The 16,176-nt window shown below is 73.0% G+C and carries 13 protein-coding genes and 1 pseudogene; 11 read left to right on the plus strand and 3 right to left on the minus strand.

Annotated elements, in window-relative coordinates:
- Positions 1 to 236 (minus strand): annotated as a pseudogene (locus ABZ805_RS25260) (cystathionine gamma-lyase); the annotation flags it as partial.
- On the minus strand, positions 236 to 1,552 hold the full coding sequence (locus ABZ805_RS25265) for an aminotransferase class I/II-fold pyridoxal phosphate-dependent enzyme (RefSeq protein WP_358445065.1): 1,317 nt from the start codon (positions 1,550 to 1,552) through the stop codon (positions 236 to 238). The pseudogene ABZ805_RS25260 and the gene ABZ805_RS25265, both read right to left, overlap by 1 nt.
- 227 nt (positions 1,553 to 1,779) lie before the next feature.
- Between ABZ805_RS25265 and ABZ805_RS25270 the strand changes: the two genes are divergently transcribed.
- From ABZ805_RS25270 to ABZ805_RS25320, 11 genes are all read left to right on the plus strand, one after another.
- Positions 1,780 to 2,814, plus strand: coding sequence for a LacI family DNA-binding transcriptional regulator (locus tag ABZ805_RS25270; RefSeq protein ID WP_358445068.1), 1,035 nt, complete (start codon positions 1,780 to 1,782; stop codon positions 2,812 to 2,814).
- Between the two features lie 52 nt (positions 2,815 to 2,866).
- Positions 2,867 to 4,525: a sodium:solute symporter family protein gene (locus ABZ805_RS25275; RefSeq protein ID WP_358445070.1), complete on the plus strand. Its 1,659-nt coding sequence runs from the start codon at positions 2,867 to 2,869 to the stop codon at positions 4,523 to 4,525.
- A gap of 35 nt (positions 4,526 to 4,560) precedes the next feature.
- On the plus strand, positions 4,561 to 4,860 hold the full coding sequence (locus ABZ805_RS25280) for a hypothetical protein (RefSeq protein WP_358445072.1): 300 nt from the start codon (positions 4,561 to 4,563) through the stop codon (positions 4,858 to 4,860).
- A gap of 43 nt (positions 4,861 to 4,903) precedes the next feature.
- A complete protein-coding gene (locus ABZ805_RS25285) occupies positions 4,904 to 6,061 on the plus strand; it encodes a mandelate racemase/muconate lactonizing enzyme family protein (protein ID WP_358445075.1) in 1,158 nt (385 codons plus the stop codon).
- Complete coding sequence (locus ABZ805_RS25290) at positions 6,058 to 7,101, plus strand: alcohol dehydrogenase catalytic domain-containing protein (protein ID WP_358445078.1); 1,044 nt, start codon at positions 6,058 to 6,060, stop codon at positions 7,099 to 7,101. The genes ABZ805_RS25285 and ABZ805_RS25290 overlap by 4 nt, the downstream gene beginning before the upstream one ends.
- Before the next feature lie 354 nt (positions 7,102 to 7,455).
- Positions 7,456 to 8,325: an SMP-30/gluconolactonase/LRE family protein gene (locus tag ABZ805_RS25295; protein WP_358445080.1), complete on the plus strand. Its 870-nt coding sequence runs from the start codon at positions 7,456 to 7,458 to the stop codon at positions 8,323 to 8,325.
- Between the two features lie 504 nt (positions 8,326 to 8,829).
- On the plus strand, positions 8,830 to 9,819 hold the full coding sequence (locus ABZ805_RS25300) for a LacI family DNA-binding transcriptional regulator (RefSeq protein ID WP_358445083.1): 990 nt from the start codon (positions 8,830 to 8,832) through the stop codon (positions 9,817 to 9,819).
- On the plus strand, positions 9,816 to 11,036 hold the full coding sequence (gene manD, locus ABZ805_RS25305; protein ID WP_358445086.1) for a D-mannonate dehydratase ManD: 1,221 nt from the start codon (positions 9,816 to 9,818) through the stop codon (positions 11,034 to 11,036). Before ABZ805_RS25300 ends, manD begins: the two co-directional genes overlap by 4 nt.
- 4 nt (positions 11,037 to 11,040) lie before the next feature.
- Positions 11,041 to 12,501: a mannitol dehydrogenase family protein gene (locus ABZ805_RS25310; RefSeq protein ID WP_358445089.1), complete on the plus strand. Its 1,461-nt coding sequence runs from the start codon at positions 11,041 to 11,043 to the stop codon at positions 12,499 to 12,501.
- Between the two features lie 278 nt (positions 12,502 to 12,779).
- Positions 12,780 to 14,120 carry an MFS transporter gene (locus tag ABZ805_RS25315; RefSeq protein ID WP_358445091.1) on the plus strand — a complete coding sequence of 447 codons (1,341 nt, stop codon included), beginning with the start codon at positions 12,780 to 12,782 and terminating at the stop codon, positions 14,118 to 14,120.
- Positions 14,121 to 14,218: 98 nt separating this feature from the next.
- Positions 14,219 to 15,172: a chitinase gene (locus ABZ805_RS25320; protein ID WP_358445094.1), complete on the plus strand. Its 954-nt coding sequence runs from the start codon at positions 14,219 to 14,221 to the stop codon at positions 15,170 to 15,172.
- 70 nt (positions 15,173 to 15,242) lie between these two features.
- Here ABZ805_RS25320 and ABZ805_RS25325 read toward each other — a convergent pair whose 3' ends face one another.
- Positions 15,243 to 16,040, minus strand: coding sequence for a DeoR/GlpR family DNA-binding transcription regulator (locus ABZ805_RS25325; RefSeq protein WP_358445096.1), 798 nt, complete (start codon positions 16,038 to 16,040; stop codon positions 15,243 to 15,245).
- Between the last annotated feature and the right edge of the window lie 136 nt (positions 16,041 to 16,176).

Below are 16,176 nucleotides of genomic sequence, written 5' to 3' on the forward strand. Positions count from 1 at the left end.
CCACCGTCCAGCGCGGCGAGCTTGGTCTCCAGCGCGTGCTGGTTGACGTTGCCGTTGCGGGCGTAGATGCGGACGTCCGGGTCCGACCAGGACAGCTGCGACGGGTCCTCCGGCAGCAGGTAGGAGTTGGCCAGCACCAGCGGGGTGCGCAGCGCCCCCGAGGCGTCGGTGGCGTTGCCGCCGTGCACCGCCCACGTCGCGTCGGAGACGGTGGCCGGATCGTGCTTGTCGGGCATCAGCTTCCCTTCGTCGTGCGCAGCAGCGCGCCGAGGTCGGCGGCGAACGCCGTCGCCCGCCGCGGGGTGATCGTCGAGGAGGTGACGCGCAGCGCCCCCGCACCGCGGCCGGCGACCGCGAACCCGGCGCCGCCGCGCACCGCCCAGCCGCGCGCGGCGAGCTCCCGCACGAGCCGTTCTTCCCGTCGCCCCACCGGAATCCACGCGTTGAGCCCGTCCCCGGCGGGCAGCGCCACGCCCTGCTCGGCGAGCGCGCCGGTCAGAGAGCCCAGCCGCTGCGCGTACCGGTCGCGGGCGCGGCGCAGCAACCGCGCGGTGCCCGGGTCGTGCAGCAGCGCCGACACCAGGTGCTGCAGCACGTGGCTCACCCACCCGGCCGAGGAGCTCAGCCGGGTGCTCAGCTGCGCGGCGCTGCCCGGGTCGCACAGCACGAACGCGAGCCGCAGGTCCGGGCCGAGGAACTTCGACACCGACCGCACCAGGGCCCAGCGCGGCGCGTCCGCAGGCGTGATGCGGTGGTAGGCGCGGGAGGAGATCGCGGAGAAGTGGTCGTCCTCGACGACCAGCACCTCCGGCCGCCGGGCCAGCAGCGCGCGCAGTTCCGCGGCCCGGCCGGCGGTGGTCCCGGCGCCGGTCGGGTTGTGCGCGCGGGGCGTGCACACCACCGCCCGCGCGCCCGCGTCCAGCGCGCGGGCCAGGCCGTCGGGGGTCATGCCGTCCGCGTCCACCGGCACCGGCGCGCTGCGGAACCCGTTGAGCCGCATGGTGCCGACGCCGGCGAGGAAGCACGGGTCCTCCACCGCGACCGCGTCCCCGCGGGTGAGGTGCGCCCCGAGCAGCCGCTCCACCGCGTCCACCGCGCCGTGCGCGAGCACCAGGTCGTGCGGGACGTCCCCGACGTCCGGGGCGAGCTCCGATTCCGCCCACGCCGCGAGGGAATCGTCGACCGGCGCGTTCCCGTAGAGCACCGGCGGGCGGCCGTCCCCGAAGGCGGCGCGCAGGTCGGGCAGCAGCGCGGGGTCCGGGTTGCCGTCGGCGAGGTTCACCAGTTCTCCTGCGACACCGCGGCCTTCGCCGTCCACCGCGGGCAGGCCGCGCACGACCGTGCCGCCGCGCCGCCGGGTCTCCACGATCCCGGCGGCGGCGAGCTGCGCGTAGGCCGCCGCGGCGGTGTTGCGGTTGACGCCCAGGTCGGCGGCGAGCCCCCGGATCGGCGGCAGCGCGCTGCCCGGGACCAGATCCCCGGTGGCGATCAGCCCGCGGACCGAGTCGGCGATCTCGGCGGCGGTGGTGCCGCGCACGAGTCCTGCGGGCATGTCACAGACCATAAATGTCCTAGGACAAAAAGGGAAGGCGAAGTGGTCCTCGCGACTCCGGGGACGCGGCCGCCGCGATGCGGACCCGGACGGACCCGCGGCGGCCGCCATCCACCGCAACGCCGTCGCGGCGGGCGGAGCAATTCCGCTCGGAGGGCTTTACCGGCCCGGTGTTAGCGCTAACACTGGCGGCTCGATCACGGCGGGCGACGGAGCGGATGCGGGCGATGAGCGAGGAAACCGGTGGTCCAGCGGTCAGCGGACCCGGCCAGCGGGCCTCGCTGAGCGACGTGGCCCGGCTCGCCGAGGTCTCGAAGATGACCGTCTCCCGCGTCGTCAACGGCACCGGACCGGTGCGGGCCGAGACGCGGCGGCGGGTGCTCGACGCGGTGGAGCGGCTCGGCTACCGGCCCAACCCGCACGCCAGGGGACTGGCCACCGGGCGGTCCCGGGTGCTGGGCGTGGTGGCGCTCGACTCGGTGCTGCACGGGCCCGCCAGCACCCTGTTCGGCATCGAGAACGCGGCCCGCGAATCCGGGTTCGGCGTGTCGGTGGCCAGCGTCCGCGAACCCGGCCGCGCCCGCGTCGGCGAAGCCGTCGATGCGCTGCGCGGGCAGGGCGTCGCCGGGATCGTCGTCATCGCGCCGCACGCCGAAACCGGGCGGTCCCTGGACGAACTGCCCGCGGGTGTGCCGGTCGTCGCCGTCGCCGACACCGAGCAGGCGCCCGTCCCGGTGGTGGCCGTGGACCAGCGCGACGGCGGCCGCCGCGCCACCGAACACCTGATCTCCCTCGGTCACGACGAGATCTGGCACATCTCCGGACCGTGCGGCTGGTTCGAGACCGAAGCCCGCGAGCAGGCCTGGCGGGACGCGCTCGCCGCGCACGGCGGCACCGCACCACCGGTGCTGCGCGGCGACTGGAGCCCGCGGTCCGGCTACGAGGCCGGGCTGGAACTGCTGCGGCACCCGACGGCCTCGGCCGTGTTCGCCGCCAACGACCAGATGGCGCTCGGCCTGCTGCGCGCGCTGTCCGAAGGCGGCCGGTCGGTGCCGGGTGACGTGCGGGTCGTCGGCTTCGACGACGTGCCCGAAGCCGCCTACTACTCACCACCGCTGACCACCGTGCGCCAGGACTTCCTCGCGCTGGGGCGCAAGACCTTCGACCAGCTGCTGCGGCTCGTCGAAGGGGAGGACGTACCGGACCGGGCGATCGTGCGCGCCGAACTCGTCGTGCGCGAGAGCACCGGCCCCATGCGGTGACCTGCCCGGCCACCGGATCGACTTCGACGACGAAGACGAGGGGACGAGGACCATGATCAGCGCCGATGGCCTGCGGCTGTCCATGAACTGGATGGACAACCTCATCCTGATCGTCTACTTCGCGGTGGTGCTCGGCATCGCGCTCGCCGCGCGGCGCAGCGTTCGCAACAGCCTGGACTTCTTCCTCTCCGGCCGGTCGCTGCCGGCCTGGGTGACCGGGCTGGCGTTCGTGTCCGCGAACCTCGGCGCCACCGAGATCCTCGGCATGGCCGCCAACGGCGCGCAGTACGGCGCCTACACCATCCACTGGTACCTGATCGGCGCGATCCCGGCGATGGTGTTCCTCGGCCTGGTGATGATGCCGTTCTACTACAACTCGAAGGTGCGCAGCGTCCCCGAGTTCCTGCTGCTGCGGTTCAGCAGCTCCTCGCACCTGCTCAGCGCCGCGCTGTTCGCCGTCGCGTCGGTGCTGATCGCGGGCGTGAACCTGTTCGCGCTGGCCATCGTGCTGCGCGCGCTGCTGGGCTGGCCGCTGCCGGTGTCCATCGGGGTCGCCGGGGTGTTCGTGCTCGCCTACATCATCATCGGCGGGCTGTCCTCGGCGATCTACAACGAGGTGCTGCAGTTCTTCGTGATCGTCGCCGCGCTGGTGCCGCTGACCGTGCTCGGGCTCGCCCGCGTCGGCGGCATCGACGGGTTCATCGACCAGGTCTTCGCCGGTCCGGGGCCGGAATTCCTCACCGCGTGGGGCGGAACCGGCTTCGGACAGGAGAACCCGCTCGGCGCGAACTGGCTCACCATCACGCTCGGCCTCGGCTTCGCGGTGTCCTTCGGGTACTGGACGACGAACTTCGCCGAGGTGCAGCGCTCGCTGTCCGCGCGGAACCTCTCCGCGGCCCGGCGCACCCCGCTGATCGCCGCGTTCCCGAAGATGTTCATCCCGCTGATCGTGGTGCTGCCCGGCATCATCGCGCTGCTGGTGTACCCGCAGATCGGGCAGGGCGCCTACGACTACAACGACGCGATCCCGCTGCTGATGCGGGACCTGCTGCCGAACGGGGTGCTCGGGCTCGCCGTCACCGGGCTGATGGCCTCGTTCATGGCGGGCATGGCCGCGAACGTCTCCAGCTTCAACACCGTGTTCACCACCGACATCTGGCGGCCCTACCTGAAACCGGGAATGCCCGACGGGCACTACCTGCGGGTGGGCCGGGTGGTCACCGCGGTCGGGGTGCTGGCCGGGATGGGCACCGCGTTCATCGCGGCCTCGTTCAGCAACATCATGAACTACCTGCAAACGCTGTTCAGCTTCTTCAACGTGCCGCTGTTCGCCACCTTCATCCTGGCGCTGTTCTGGAAGCGGATGACCGCGAAGGCCGGTTTCTGGGGGCTGCTGGCGGGAACGGTGGCGCCGATCAGCTTCTACGTCGCCTACAAGACCGGGATGGTGCCGATCAGCACCGACCAGGGCGCCAACATGATCTCCTCGATGATCGCGTTCACGGTGGACGTCGCGGTCAGCGTGCCCGTGGCGCTGGCCACCGCGCCGAAACCGGACCACGAGCTGCGCGGCCTCGTCTACTCCCGCGCCGCGGCCCGCGACACCGGCGAGGTGCTGCCCGGGGACTCCGCCTGGTACCGCAGGCCCGCGCTGCTCGGCTGGGGCGCGATCGTGCTCGCCGCGCTCTGCTACCTCCCCTTCTCGTTCTGAGTTCTCCCCTGATGTGCAACGGAAAGGAGGCCGCCATGACCGAACCGGAACCGCACGGCACACCCGACGAGCACGCCGCCGACGTGGCGGAGCTGGAACGCGGCTCCGGCACCGCGGCCCGGCTGTTCGACGTGCGCAGCGTGATCGGCGGGCTGTTCGTGTTCTACGGGCTGCTGATCGGCGGCGCCGGGCTGTTCGCCGGCGCGGACGCGATCGCCAAGGCGCAGGGCATCAACATCAACCTGTGGACCGGGTCGTCGATGCTGCTCGTCGGCGCGTTCTTCCTGCTGTGGCAGTGGATCCGGCCGCTGCGCCACGACACGCCCGCGGGATGAGCGGGTTCCTCCCTGGCCGAGAACGGATCGGAGCGGACGACGGATGAAGATCAGCCACCTGGACACCTTCGTGCTCGGCACCCCGTGGCGCGACCTCACCTACGTGCGGGTGCACACCGACGACGGGCTCGTCGGCGTCGGCGAGACCCGGATGCTCGGGCACACCCAGGCGCTGCTCGGGTACCTGCGCGAAGCCGAACCGCGCCACCTCGTCGGCACCGACCCGTTCGACCTGGAATCCCTGGTGTGGCGGATGAAGCACGGCGACTACGGGCGGGCCGGGGAGATCGCCATGTCCGGGATCGCCTGCGTCGAGATGGCCTGCTGGGACATCATCGGCAAGGCCCTCGGCCAGCCCGTGTGGCGGCTGCTCGGCGGCAAGGTCCGGGACCGCATCAAGGCCTACGCCAACGGCTGGTACACGGTGGAGCGAGAACCGGCGGAATTCCACGCCGCGGCGAGGGAAGTCGTCGACCGCGGCTACCGCGCGCTCAAGTTCGACCCGTTCGGACCTGGCCGCTGGGAGCTGGAGGCCGACGAGCGCCGTCGGTCGGTGTCCCTCGTCGAAGCCGTCCGCGACGCCGTCGGTCCCGACGTGGAACTGCTCGTCGAGATGCACGGCCGGTTCACCCCCGCCGAAGCCGTCCGCATCGCGGGGGAGCTCGCGCCTTACCAGCCCAGCTGGATCGAAGAACCCGTGCCACCGGAGAACTTCGCTGCACTGTCCACAGTGGCTGAGAAGGTGGACGTGCCGGTCGCCACCGGGGAACGCGTGCACGACCGCATCGAGTACCGCGAGCTGTTCGAGCGGCGCGCCGCCGACATCATCCAGCCCGACATCGGCCACCTCGGCGGCATCCAGGAGACCCGCAAGCTCGCCGCCACCGCCGAAACGCACTACGTGCTCGTCGCGCCGCACAACGTCGGCGGGCCCGTGCTCACCGCCGCGAACCTGCACCTCGCCGCGGCCACCACCAACTTCAAGATCCAGGAGCACTTCAACGACTTCGCCGACCGGCACGTGCAGCAGGCCGCGCCCGGGCTGCCCGAAGTCGTCGACGGCCACTTCGCGCTGCCCACCGCACCCGGGCTCGGCGTGGAGCTCGACGTGGACTTCGTGCGCGAACACCCGCCGGAGAGCGCCCACTTCGACCTCTACGCGCAGGACTGGCAGTTCCGCGGCACCGGGAGCGGCCGGTGACCGCGCGCGCCGTCATCATCGACCGGCCCGGCGAACTCCGGGTCGCCCCCGCCGACCCCGTCGAACCCGGGCCGGGCGAGGCGCTGGTCCGCATCGCCTGGAGCGGCATCTGCGGCTCCGACCGGGAACTGTTCACCGGTGGGCGGCCCGACGGGTTCGTCCGCTACCCGGTGGTGCCCGGCCACGAGTGGTCCGGCACCGTGCTCGCCGTCGGACCCGACGTCCCCGCCGAGTACCTCGGGCACCCCGTCGTCGGCGAAGGGTTCCGCGGCTGCCAGTCCTGCGACGCGTGCCGTCGCGGCGAGAACAACCTGTGCAGCACCGGGTACGCCGAAACCGGGTTCACCTCGCCCGGCGCCTGGTGCGACCACCTGGTGCTGCCCGCGCGGCTGCTGCACGTGCTGCCGCCCGAAGCCGACCTGCGGGCCGCGGCCGTGCTCGAACCCGCGGCCTGCGTGGGTGAGGCGTGCCTGCGGCTCGGCGGGGTCGCCGGTGAACGGGTCGCGGTGGTCGGTGGTGGCAGCCTCGGGCTGCTCGGGGCGCAGCTGCTCGCCGCCGCCGGGCCCGCGGAGCTCGTCGTCGTCGAACCGCGCACCGGGCGGGAGGAGCTCGCGGAGTCGTGCGGCGCCACCGCGGTGCTCACCCCGCTCGAAGCGGTGCGCCGCTGCGGCCGGTTCGACGCGGTGCTGGAGACCGCCGGGACGCCCGGCGCCGCGCACCTGGCGACCCGGCTGGCCCGGCGCGGCGGGCGGGTCGCGCTCACCGGGCTGCCGCCCGAATCGGACTCGCTGGTGACCGCGCGGCTGGTGTCCGCGCAGCTCACCCTGCATACCGTGTTCGGTGCGCCGTCCCGGGCCTGGACGCACGTGGTGCGGCTGTTCACGGCCGGAGTCCTCGACCCGGGCCGGATCATCACCCACGAGTTCGACCTGGCCGACGCCGACGAGGCCCTGGAGACCCTCACCGACTCCGGCCCGCAGGTGGGCAAGATCCTCCTCACCCCAACGGCGGGGAGTGAACGGACCGTTCGTCCGATCTAGTTGGTCGAACGGTCCGTTCACTCAGAACCCGACCGAGATCGTCTCCCCGCTGGGTGGAGTGAACGGACCGTTCGTCCCATCTACTTGGGCGAACGGTCCGTTCACTCCAGTTCGAGGGGTGCGGGGGGCGGGTGAACGGGTCGTTGGTCCGGTCTTCGTTGGGCGAACGGTCCGTTCACTCCGGGGGTGGGCGGGGTCGTGGTGGTGGTCGGTGGGTGGGGTGTGCCCGTCGGAGCTCGTTTGGCGAACGGTCGTTCGCTCGGGTTCGGGGGGCGGGTGGCATCCGGGTGCGCGGACTGTTGGTCCGAGCTCGTTCGGCGAACGGTCGTTCCGTTCGCCCGGAGCGGAGGTGTGATGGGCGGGGTCGAGCGGTTCCGGGTCGAGCAGGTGACCGGTGCGTGCGCGGAGCACGGGGAAGGGCCGGTGTGGCACGACAGCTGGCCGGGGCTGCGGTGGGTGGACATGCTCGCCGGTGACGTGCTCACCCTGCTGCCGGACGGCGCGGTGCGGCGGTCGCACGTGGGTTCGGTCGCGGCGGCGTTGCGGCCGAAGGCGGGCGGTGGTGCGGTGCTGGCGCTGGAGCGCGGGTTCGCGTTCGCCGACGACGAGCTCGCCGACGTCCGGCCGTTGAGTCCGCTGTGGACGGACCCGGGCGTGCGGATGAACGAGGGCGGGTGCGACCCGGACGGCCGCTTCTACTGCGGCTCGATGGCCTACGGCGCGACGCCGGGCGCGGGTCGGCTGCACCGGCTGGACGGTGCCGGGAACGTCGAGCCGGTGCTGGACGGCGTGACGATCTCGAACGGCCTGGCGTGGAGCCCGGACGGCGGCACCGCCTACTACGTCGACACGCCGACGCAGCGGGTGGACGTCTTCGACTACCGGGGCGGCGAGCTCACCGGCCGGCGCGAGCTGGTGCGGATCTCCCCGGAGCTCGGCGCGCCGGACGGGCTGACCGTGGACGCGGCGGGCTGCCCGTGGGTGGCACTGTGGGGTGGGGGAGCGGTGCACCGGTACTCGCCGGACGGGGCGCTGCTGGCGGTGGTGGAGCTGCCGGTCCCGCGGGTCACGGCCTGCACCTTCGGTGGCCCGGACCTCGCGGACCTGTACGTCACGACGTCCCGGCAGGAGGTGGACGTGCGGGCGTACCCGGAGTCGGGGGCGCTGTTCGTGGTTCGCGGTGCGGGGCGCGGTCTCCCGGTGCGGCCGTACGGGTCCACATAGGACTACTGCGTGCGTTCGGCCGGTCACCGAGGAATCCCTGGTCGGTCGCCGGGCCGCGTTCGGCCGATCACCGGGCGGCGCTCGGCGGGCGGGCCGGCGGCCTTCAGCCGGTCGCCCGGAGCGCCTGGCCGGTCATCGGGCGGTGTTCGTCCGGCGATCGGGCGTGCCTCCGGAAAGCGGGCGGCGTTCGCACGGCGATCGGGCGGCGTCTCTCCCGGGGAGTGGCCAGTGCTCGTTCGGAAAGCGGGCGGCATTCGTCCGGCGATCGGGCGGCGTCCCTCTCGGGGAGCGGGCAGTGCTCGAAAGCGGGCGGCATTCGCCCGGGGAGCGGAGAGCATTCGCCGGGCGAACGGAGAGCGCTCGCCCGGTCACCGGAAGTGCTCCGCCGATCACCGGGCAGCCGTCGGCAAGCTTTCGGCAACTCGTTGACAAGCTTGCGCAACGTGCCGTTCGATGACTCGCACCCGCACCGATCACCGACGACGTGCGGCCCGAGGAGGAGACGTGGCGGCGACGCTCACCGACGTGGCGCGGCACGCGGAAGTGGCCCTGTCGACCGCTTCCCGCGCGTTCAGCGAACCCGGCAGGCTCGGCGCGGACACCCTCCGCAAGGTGCTCGCCGCCGCCCAGGCGGTCGGCTACGAACCGGGCCGCTCCCGCCGGCCCGCGCCCGACCGGGGCGGCACGGTCGCGGTCGTCGTGCCGGACATCGCGAACCCGGTGTTCGGCGCCTTCGTGAAGTCGGCCCAGGCCGAGGGCTGGCACCGGTCGCAGACGGTGCTGCTGGCGGACACGGCCTTCGACCCGGACCGGGAGCGCGACGTGCTCGCCCACCTGCGCGGTCGCGCGGACGGGATCGTGGTGTGCTCGCCGCGGCTGGACGCGGCGGAACTGCTGGCGCTGTGCGGGCGGACCCCGGCGGTGCTGGTGAACCGGGCCGCGACCGGCGTCGACTGCGTGCTGTCCGACGCCACCGACGGGCTGCGGCAGGCGGTGGACTACCTGTCGGCGCTGGGGCACCGCCACCTCGCCTACGTGCAGGGCTCGGCCCGGTCCTGGTCGAACGCGCACCGGCTCGGCCTGGTCACCGAGCTCGCCGAGCGGGCGGGCGTGCGGCTGGACGTGCTGGGCAACCAGGCGGAGACGGTGGCGGGCGGGACCGCCGCGGCGGCGGGGGTGCTCGCGGCCGGGGCGACCGCGGTGATCGCGCACAACGACCTGGTGGCGCTCGGCGTCGTCTCCGGCGCCCGCGCGCTGGGCGTGCACGCCCCGGACGGGCTCAGCGTGGTCGGCTTCGACGACATCCCGCTCGCCGAGATCACCCACCCGGCGCTGACCAGCATCGCGGCCCCGGTCGGCCGGGCGGGCGCGGCGAGCCTGGAACTGCTGGGCCGGTCCCTCGCCGGGCAGCGGAGCCTGCCGCGCACCCTGCGCCTGCCCACCCAGCTCGTGGTGCGCGGCACCACGGGCCCCGTCCGCGAGGAGACCGCATGAGCCGGGACCGCATCGTCGCCGCCGAAGTGCTGCTCACCAGCCCGGGCCGCAACTTCACCACTCTCAAGATCACCACCGCGGACGGCGTGGTCGGCTGGGGCGACGCGACGCTCAACGGCCGGGAGCTGGCCGTCGCCGCCTACCTGCGGGATCACCTGGCGCCGCTGCTGATCGGCCGCGATCCGGCGCGCATCGAGGACACCTGGCAGTACCTGTACCGCGGCGCCTACTGGCGGCGCGGGCCGATCACGATGACCGCGATCGGCGCGGTGGACCTGGCGCTGTGGGACGTCAAGGGCAAGACCGCGGGGCTGCCGGTGTACCAGCTGCTGGGCGGTGCCGTCCGCGACCGGGTGCTGAGCTACGCCCACGCCACCGGCTGGGACGTGCCGGAACTGCTGGACTCGGTGGACGCGCGCCGCGCGGAGGGTTTCCTGGCGGTGCGGGCGCAATCCGGGGTGCCGGGGCTGGACACCGTCTACGGGGTGCACCGCGGTGGCGACGGCTACGAACCGGCCGGGCGCGGTGCCGCACCGGTCGAGGAGGTGTGGGACACCGCCGCCTACCTGCGGCACGCCCCGCGGGTGCTGTCCGCGGTGCGCGAGCACGTCGGCCCGGAGCTGCACCTGCTGCACGACGCGCACCACCGGCTCACCCCGGGCGAGGCGGCGCGGCTGGGGCGGGCGCTGGAACCGGTGGACCTGTTCTGGCTGGAGGACGTCACCCCCGCCGAGAACCAGGAGGTGCTGCGCCACGTCCGCGCGCACACCACGGCACCGCTGGCGATCGGCGAGGTGTTCAACACCGTGTGGGACTGCCAATCGCTGATCACCGAGCAGCTCATCGACTTCGTGCGCACCTGCGTCACGCACGCCGGGGGCATCACGCACCTGCGGCGGATCGCGGCGCTCGCCGAGCTCTGGCAGGTGAAGCTCGGCCCGCACGGCCCGTCGGACGTGTCGCCGGTGGCGCTGGGCGCCTCGCTGCACGTGGGGCTGAGCACCCCGAACTTCGCGATCCAGGAGTACATGGGCTACCCCGAGCAGGTGCACGAGGTGTTCCCGCACGCCTGGAGCTTCGCCGACGGCCACCTGCACCCGGGCGAGGAACCGGGCCTGGGCGTCACCGTCGACGAGGCCGCCGCCGCGAAATTCCCCTACGAACCCGCCTACCTGCCCGTCGCGCGCCGCCGCGACGGTTCGATGACGGATTGGTGAGCAGATGACCACGCCCCGGCTCGGCGCCGACTCGGTCCCCGCGCACGCGCTGCTGCGCCCGGCTCCGCCGGAACGCACCGGCATCGTCCACTTGGGACTGGGCAACTTCCACCGCGCGCACCAGGCGGTGCACACCGCCCGCGCGCTCGCGCACACCGACGGGCCGTGGGGAATCCTCGGCGTGGCGGGGAATTCCACCTCCGTCGCCACCGCGATGCGGGAGCAGGACCTGCGCTACGCCGTCCTCGAATCCTCGCCCGCGGGCAGCACCGCCACCGTCCCCGGCGTGCACACCGGTGCGCTCGTCGCCGCCCACGAACCGGCGGCGGTGCTGGACGCGATCGCGGCCCCGGACACCCGGATCGTGACGATCACCGTCACCGAGCACGGCTACACCTACGCCCCGAGCACCCGCGCGCTGGACCTCGACGCCGAGCCGGTCCGCGCCGACCTGCGCGGCGACGCACCACCGCGCACCACCATCGGCCGCATCGTGCGCGGCCTGCAGCGCCGGATGCGCGCCGGTGCCGGCCCGATCACCGTGCTCAGCTGCGACAACCTCGGCGGCAACGGGCGGCAGACGGCGCGGCTGGTGCGGGAGTTCACCGCCGAACTGCCCGCCGCCGAACGCGAGGAGTTGCAGCGCTGGACGGACACCGCGGTCACCTTCCCGAACAGCATGGTGGACCGCATCGTGCCCGCCACCACCGACGCGCACCGCGCCGAGGTGCGGGAGCTGCTCGGGGTGCGCGACGCGGTGCCGGTGCCCGCCGAACCGTTCAGCATGTGGGTGCTGGAGGACGACTTCGCCGCGGGCCGACCGGCCTGGGAGCACGCCGGGGCGCTGATCACCGACGACGTCGAGGCCTACGAGCTGCTGAAGTTGCGGCTGCTCAACGGAACCCACTCGCTGATCGCCTACCTGGGTGCCCTCGACGGGTGCGACACGATCCCGGAGGCGATCGCCCGCCCGTTCATCGCCGACGCCGCCGACCGGGCGCTGCGCGCGGACTACCTGCCGACGCTGACCGTGCCCGCCGCCGTCGACGCCGAGGACTACCTCGCGAGCCTCTTCGAGCGGTGGGCGAACTCGGCGCTGGGCCACCGCACCCGCCAGGTCGGTTCGGACGGTTCGGTCAAGCTCGCCCAGCGCGTGCCGGACCCGGCGCTGGCGCACCTGCGCGCCGGGCGGGTGCCGCAGCAGCTGGCGCTGACCGTCGCCGCCTACCTGCGCTGCCTGGGCGCCGAGACCGGCCCGCACGCGGCGGCGATGTCCGACCCCGCTCGCGAGTCCATCGTGGACTGGATGCGACGAGGTTCGTCCGATGTGGACCGGATCGTGGATCGCCTGTTCGGCGCCGAACTCGCCGGGCACACCGCGTTCACCGGCCGCGTCGCCGAACTCCTGGACCTGCTCGCCCGGCACGGGCCGAAGGCCGCCGCCGCCGAGGCGGGCTCCTCCTGACCGCCCGTCGCTGAACCCGCCCGGCGGGTCGTGTCGGTTTCCCGTCAGCGGCGAAGCCGCTGAGCCGACGACCCAGCACGTACCCGGCACCGCCGCGGGTCCCAGTGACTTCCTCGCGAGGACAGCGTTTTCGCACGTGGCGGAGCCACCGGTGAAAACGATCTCGCAGCGAGGAAGCCGCTGAGGTTCCGCCACCCGAGCACCACGCAACAGAAGCAGCGAGACAGGCAGTCCGCACCCGCCCGTCGCCACCCGCGACCTGATCCATCCGAGGACGCATGGACAGCACCGCAGCAACCGGCACCGCCCCCGCCCCGCCGCGGCCCGATCAGCGCGCGGTCCGCCGCGCGGCCTGGGCCGGCCTGATCGGCACCGCCCTGGAGCAGTACGACTTCGTCATCTACGGCACCGCGTCCGCGCTGGTGTTCAGCGACCTGTTCTTCCCCGGGATCTCCCCGGCCGCCGGGCTGCTGGCCAGCTTCAGCACCTACGCGGTCGGGTTCGCGGCGCGCCCGCTCGGCGGCCTGATCTTCTCCCGGCTCGGCGACCGGCTCGGCCGCAAGTGGGTGCTGGTCGCGACGTTGCTGCTGATGGGCGGGTCGACGCTCGCCATCGGGCTGCTGCCCACCTTCGACCAGGTGGGGCTGCTCGCGCCGGTGCTGCTGGTGCTGTGCCGCTGCCTGCAGGGGCTCGGGGCGGGAGCCGAGCAGGCCGGGGGAGCGACGCTGCTCACCGAGACCGCCGCCCCGGGCCGCCGCGGCCGGCTCGCCGCGCTGGTGATGACCGGGGCCGCGCTGGGCACCGCCGTCGGTGCCGTCGCGTGGGTGCTGGCGCAGCTGCTGCCGCCGGACCAGCTGCTGAGCTGGGGCTGGCGGGTCGTGTTCGCCAGCAGCCTGCTCGTCACCGTCGCCGCCCTCGTGCTGCGGCGCAGGCTCGCCGAGAGCCCCGTGTTCCAGGAGCTGCGCGCCCACGACGCCGAGCCGCGCCGCCCCGTCGCCGAGGTGTTCCGGCACGGCAGGCGCCCGCTGCTGCTGGTGTTCCTGATGAACCTCGGCGTGAGCACGCAGTCCTACACGTACCAGGTGTTCATGGCCTCCTACCTGGTGTCCTCGGTCGGGATCGACGCCGACCTGGTGCCGAAGGTACTGCTGATCGGAGCGCTGTGCGGCGGGATCGCCGCGTTCGGCTTCGGCCGCCTGTCCGACCGGTTCGGCCGCAGGCCGGTGTCCGGGGCGATCTTCGCCGCGCTGGTGCTGCTGCCCGGACCGAGCTTCCTCGCGCTGGGCACCGGCTCCACCGCGGCGATCGTGGTGGTGGTCGTGCTCGGTTTCGTGCTGGCCTGCCACGGCCTGGTCGGGGTGCAGATGAGCTACTTCCCGGAGCTGTTCGGCAGCCGCTACCGCTACGCGGGCGTCACGCTGGGCCGCGAGTTCTCCTCGGTGCTGGGCGGCGGGATCGCGCCGCTGGTGTGCACCGCGCTGGTCGCCGCGTTCGCCGGGTCGTGGATCCCGGTCGCGGTGTACATGTCGCTGCTGGCACTGGTCAGCGGGGTCGCGACCTGGCTGGCGCCGGAGACCCGGGACCGCGACCTCACCACCGAGCGGGACGCCGAACGGTAAACGGGAGCGCGTTGCTCCGTTCGTGGCGTTGACCGGCCCGGTGCGGCGCGATCGAATGGTTCCGCCAGTGCGCGGGCGAGGAAACGAGGAATGTCCGGATGAGTCTCCAGTTCCCGGTGCCGCACCGCGTCGGCGTCCTGCGCGCGTCGCTGATCGCGGCGACCGCGATCCTGCTGGCCGTGGTGCTCGCGCTGGTCGTGGAGGTGCGGCCGCGGGCCGACGCCGCGGGTGGCGAGCACGCCGCGATGTACTACCAGACCCAGTACGACGGCGACCGCTACGTCTCGCCCCGCGAGCTCACCGACCACGACGTGCCGGTCACCGACCTCATCGTCGGCGCGATCCACCTGAACTCGCCGACGGAGGTGCACCTCAACGACGATCCGCCGGACGACCCCAAGTTCGATCCGATGTGGACGGATCTGGCCGCGGTGCAGGGCGAGGGCGTGCGGGTGCTCGGCATGGTCGGCGGCGCCGGGCACGGCAGCTTCCAGCGGCTGGACGCCGAGTTCGACACCTACTACCCGCTGCTGCGGGACCTGATCACCGAGCACCGGCTCGACGGGATCGACCTCAACGTCGAAGAGGAGATGTCGCTGCCGGGGATCGAGCGCGTCATCACCGCGCTGCGCACCGGCTTCGGCACCGACTTCGTGATCTCGATGGGACCGGTGGCCAGCGCGCTGTCCGGCGGCGGGAACCTGTCCGGCTTCGACTACGACCAGCTCTACCGCGACGTGGGCGACGAGATCGCCTTCTTCAACACCCAGTTCTACAACGGGTGGGGCGATGCCTCGTCCACGGCGGACTTCGACGCGATCGTGCAGCGCGGGGTGATCCCGCCCGGGCGGATCACGGTGACGGCGCTGACGAACCAGGGCAACGGCGGCTCCGGCTACGTGGACGCGGCGACGCTGCGCGGCGTGCTCGGCGAGCTGCGCGCGAAGTACCCCGAGTTCGGCGGGGTCACCGGCTGGGAGTACTTCAACGCCACCCCGGCCGGCGGCGGCGACCGCTGGCAGTGGCTGGCGGAACTCGTCCCCGGCGCCTGAACGCCAGGCGAGTGGCCCATTCGCCCGGTGTCGCCGGGCAGGTGGGCCGTTCACCTGTGGGGACCGGGGATCAGCCGTCCTCCCAGGTCTGGGCGACGGCGTGCACCTGGACGCCGAGGGCCTGGGCCAGCGCGGTCTCGCCGGGCGGCGCCGCGTCGTCGGTGATCAGCGTGTCGTAGCCGGTGAGGTCCCCGTACGCGTAGGTGGCGGAGCGGCCGAACTTGCTGTTGTCCACCGCGAGCACCGCCCGGTCGGCGGCCGCGACGAACGCCGCCTTGTTGTCGGCGTACTCCCGGACCGGGTGCGAGAGCCGCCCCTCGTGCACGCAGGTCGCGGTGAGGAAGGCCACATCGATGTGGAACCGGTCGAGCTGGCGGAGCACTTCGAGACCCGCGCAGGACTCGAACTCCGGGTAGAACCGGTCGCCGAGCAGCGTCACCTGCGCGGTCGAATCGGCCAGCAGGTACGCGACCCGCAGCGAGTTCGTGATCACGTGGTTGTGCTCGCTCTGGCCGAGCAGCCGGGCGAGCGGGAACAGCGTGCTGCCGCAGTCGAGCAGCACGGTGCTGCCGGGGGAGACGTGGTTGCGCAGCTCGTCGCCGATGGCCGTCTTGGCCTCGCGGTGCATGTTCTCCCGGAACTGCAACGAACTCTCGATGTCCACGGTGGACAGCGCCATGGCGACGGCGCGCCGCTTGTGCAGCAGCTTGCGCTCGTGCAGGTCGTCGAGGTCGCGGTGCATCGTCATCAGGCTGACGCCGAGCCGGGCCGCGAGGTCGTCGATGCGCACCTCGCCGCCCTTGCTGACGTGGCGGAGCACCGCCTGGCGCCGCTGCTCGACCTCCGCCTTGGACTTCCGGATGGACATCGCTCTCCCCTCGGTCCCCTAGTTATCCCACATCCCGCGAGCCCCGTGACCCCCTAGTTATCTCATATTTTGCGTGAAGATCTTGAAAAGATCTCAGATATCTAGCATCTTGTTCTCACACACCCGGCTGTCCGCC

Source organism: Saccharopolyspora sp. NPDC047091, assembly GCF_040643635.1.
GTDB lineage: Bacteria > Actinomycetota > Actinomycetes > Mycobacteriales > Pseudonocardiaceae > Saccharopolyspora_C.